Source organism: Dyella sp. (assembly GCF_035508675.1).
Classification (GTDB): domain Bacteria; phylum Pseudomonadota; class Gammaproteobacteria; order Xanthomonadales; family Rhodanobacteraceae; genus Dyella_B.
The window spans coordinates 1-3,774 of the sequence record NZ_DATJMN010000204.1 but is presented as its reverse complement, the minus strand read 5'-3'; the positions used below and the strand labels follow the sequence as shown (position 1 = coordinate 3,774).

The 3,774-nt window shown below is 62.2% G+C and carries 2 protein-coding genes; both read right to left on the bottom strand.

Annotated features, from left to right (window positions below):
• Positions 1-100 precede the first annotated feature (100 nt).
• Complete coding sequence (locus VMA74_RS10765; RefSeq protein ID WP_325366773.1) at positions 101-958, bottom strand: hypothetical protein; 858 nt, start codon at positions 956-958, stop codon at positions 101-103.
• A gap of 50 nt (positions 959-1,008) precedes the next feature.
• Positions 1,009-3,690, bottom strand: coding sequence for an XVIPCD domain-containing protein (locus VMA74_RS10760; protein ID WP_325366771.1), 2,682 nt, complete (start codon positions 3,688-3,690; stop codon positions 1,009-1,011).
• Between the last annotated feature and the right edge of the window lie 84 nt (positions 3,691-3,774).

Genomic DNA, 3,774 nt, shown 5'->3' with positions numbered 1-3,774 from the left:
ATATCCGAACTCCGACATGGCCTTCAAATACCTGGGTGAAGCCTGGGCCGACGGAAAAACTCAATGATGCCAGCAAGCTTTGTATATCGACGCATAAGCATCACCCTCCGACACGGATATAGATATTCTCATCATTTTTGTGCTTCATGGCCATCTGACGATGCCTACCCAGCAAGCTCTCAAGCCGTTCGTATGTCGAATTGGCTATGGTTGCTACAACCTGGTCTTGCCGCGCTTTGGCGAATCTTTCGATAGCATCCGCAAATAGCGATAGCGCAATACCTTCCATATAAATCGCGTCGGAGCCTTGCTTTGCCAGACGGTAGCGATGGGCCGCTGCAGCTTGCTCCGGCCCTCCCTGCTTTTCGGTCTCCAGCAAGGTCAACAAGCTCTGCGCTTGACATTGCTGTGCATCTACGGCGCCACTAAGCAGTGGATATACCCAATCTTTCCAGCCTGCTGCGTCCGCTCGCTCGCCCAAATCAGGCCATTGGGGTGCGTCCGCATACCAGGGTTGCAGCCGGCAAAAGTCGGCCAGGATCATCTGCTGTTCGTGAGCACTGACATCATCAGGCTCCGCTCTGCGCCATGCGACGATCCAGTCGCGCCGGGCATCTAGGTGATGGCGTAGCGCAGCAGTCAAACGATCGCCACCTGGGTCTCCGGCCACATAGATGCAGTTCACCAGCATGGTTATCGCCGCCTGTGACAACACTATCGCACTGGCATGGCGGTCTTTCGCCAAAGCTTGCACTGCGCTCGCGTGTATCTCCGTCAACAATTGGAAGCTGTTCAGAACATAGATACTCGTCGCTGATTCCGTGCCTTGCTGCAATTGCTTCACGCTCTTTGCCAGCATTTCCTGGCAACTTTGCATGGCGGGAATTTGATCACGCAAGCTTTTCAGATCGATGGCGTGGACGTCTCGTTTGGCCGTTTGGTATTTGGCGCCGGTCATGGGCGGATTACTCCTTTTGTTCAATCAATTTTTCGGCGATCTTGCTTTGCTCAGCGCCCACCACCCGGGCCACCGCCTGGCATCGCGGGATAAAGATGCTGCTGCATATTGGCCTGCGCGAGCTGTTGCTCAAACGCGGCCCACTCCTGCGCCTGCTGCTGCGCCACCTGTCCCATGTGCTGAAACGAGGTTTCCGGTGCCTGTTGCATGGCCTGCGCCGGGACGACCTCGTGAAGATGGCCAAAGACGCGATCCGGCGTGCGGATCAGCAGGTTGCTGTCCGGCCCGACGATGCCGCTGGCCGGGTCTTGCGCAAGCGCGATCCGTGCCGGCCTGGACCAGTCGATCTGGCTGATTTGCGCTTGCAGCATGGTTGCCGCGGTGGCGTGCTCCAGCTGTGTTTCATTACGCGGCACCCCGGCCTTGGCAAAGGCGTCGGCGACTTGGGCATACACGTGCTGGTAGAGCGCGTGTTGGGGGTGATCCGGATGGCGCAAGTCGTGCGCCGGCAAGGTGTGCGGGTCGCGTCGAAGCTCGGGCGCCATCGCCGGTGCCGGTTCGTGCAAATGTGGCATGGCGCGCTTGGACCAGGCGTGTGCCACCGCTTCCACCGAGCGCACGGTGGCCGGGTTGACGCCCATGCTTACTTCGCGCTCGGGCATGTATACCGATGGACGGCTTTGATGGGCCACCACTTGCATGTGCTCGCCCTGCTTGCGCAATTCAAGCCGCTCCAACTGGCCAAAGCGTTCTTCGTGCAGCTTGTCCATCACCGCGGCGGCCAGGCGTTCGCTGTGCTCTCCGTGCTGAATCTTGTGCTGGTCTTCCATGTAGTGCACTTCGTCGAGCACGTGCTGGTAGCGCGGGTGCATGGGGTGGTCGGGGTGGCGGAAGTCGCGCAGGTGGTCGGGGATGGCGGCCGCTTCATGATGGCGCGCCATAGAGGCGAGTTCCGGTGCCGTGCGCGCGTCGGCGGCGCGTTGGGCGGCCTCTTTTTCCTCAATGGTGCGTTGCTGCAGGGGGACGATCTGTCGTGGGATGTCGGCCAGCTGCGCCGCACGCGCGGCCGCATCGGCTGCGTGCGGCGGGGTCGGCGCGGCAGCGGCCGGCTCCGCTTGCCGTCGCGTCGGCTGCACCGTCGCGGCGACGCCGGGTTGATGTGTCATGACGTGAGCAGCTGCGTGCGGCGCCACCGCGTGCGATACGGCAGGCGCTTCGACGGTACGTGGCAAGGCCATGCGCGCTGCCCATTCGGTTTCCTGGATACGCGCCTCAAGACTCGGCAGCATCGTCACCATGCCGTGGCGATCCGCGGCTTCCGCGCCTGCAGCGGCGCCTTGCGACAATACTTTTCGCGTAGCCACCGTATTGGACAGACTGCGGCCCAGATGCAGCAGGCCTGGATTGAATTGCGCATGGACCGCGCCAAGGCCGGCGGCGAGACCACCCGCTGCGCCGGTCGCGGCGGTCAGTGTGGGGTGATGGTCGATGGCTTGCTGCTCGGGGGTCTGATGCAGTCGCGCGTCCACCATGCGTGCTGTGACTGGACCGGGAAGACCGCCAAACGAGGCGCCGCCCGCCTGCAGCGTGGTGCCGAGCAGCATGTCGTCAGCGGCGACACCGAGCGCCCTGCCCAGATGAGCGCCCCGCTCGGCGCCGTGCTCCATCTGCGACACCACTTCAAGCAACGGCTTTGAAAGGAGCGCGACCTCCTGCAAGGTCATGGCGTCCTGGCGTGGCACGGGCTGGTACTCGCCCCATGCCATCGCCGTGAGCGGCGGTTGCGGTGTGCCGGCAGCCAACGGCAGCGCGCGCAGCATGGGCGCGGTGTCACCCGCCGCCAAGCGATCGATGAAGGCGTTCACCGTGGCCTGCGCGTAGTCGGGCATATCCGCATTGAGCTTGCGCAGCAGCGGCTCGCGCACGGCAGGCAGCGCGTGCAGCAGCTGCGCCGCATCGCCCAGCACCTGGCCCACTTGTGCTCGACGTGCTTCGTCCAGCGTATGCAGGTTGTTCTGCACGCCGTCGTTGAGGAGTTCGTTCTGCACGTGGTAGGCGGTAATATGCTGTTGCACGTCGTACACAGGCAAGTCGTTCTGTTCGGCGAAGCGTTTTGCCGTGAGGGGATGCAGGCCGGCCGCGTTGAAGGTGGTAGCGGGCGCGCCACCGATGGCGGAGGCGGCGGAGGCCAGGCCGCCGCCGAGGCTGTGTCCGGTGTATTCGACCGGCAAGCTATGTTGCTGCAACTGCCACGCCAGATCCATTGCGCGATCGTAGTAATCGGTTTCCATACCAATCGATTGCGGGAAGTTATTGGCGAGAAAATCTTCCTTCGACGTGTCACGCAAACCGTTGACGGTGAGCACCTCTCCAGTGGAGCCCTTGAAGGCTACCGTAGGTTGGTAGCCTGGGCCGAGCAAGGCGGGATCGGGCAGGTAGATTTCGGCGCGGAAGCCGGAGGCCCTTGGCTTGAGAAGCTCCGTCAACTGCGCGTCGCTCAGATGAAGTTGCGAAGCAAATTGCCGCATCAACTCCAGATATTCGCTGACACGCGTCCAGCCGGGCGGTGGCGCGCCTGCACCTTTGGCCGCGGCGTATACATCCGCACTGAGCAACGCCAACTGGCGATCGTGATAGAGCCGTTGCAATGCATCGGCTCGGGCCACGCAAGCGGGGTCGCCACTGGTGCGCAGCTGTTGCAGCAAGGCTTGTTCGTTTTGGAATGCAGGCATGACATCGCTCCGTGACGGGTGGGGTTACAACAACGGAATATCTTTTTCTTCGTAGGGAAAACCGAGATTTTTTCGCATCTCACG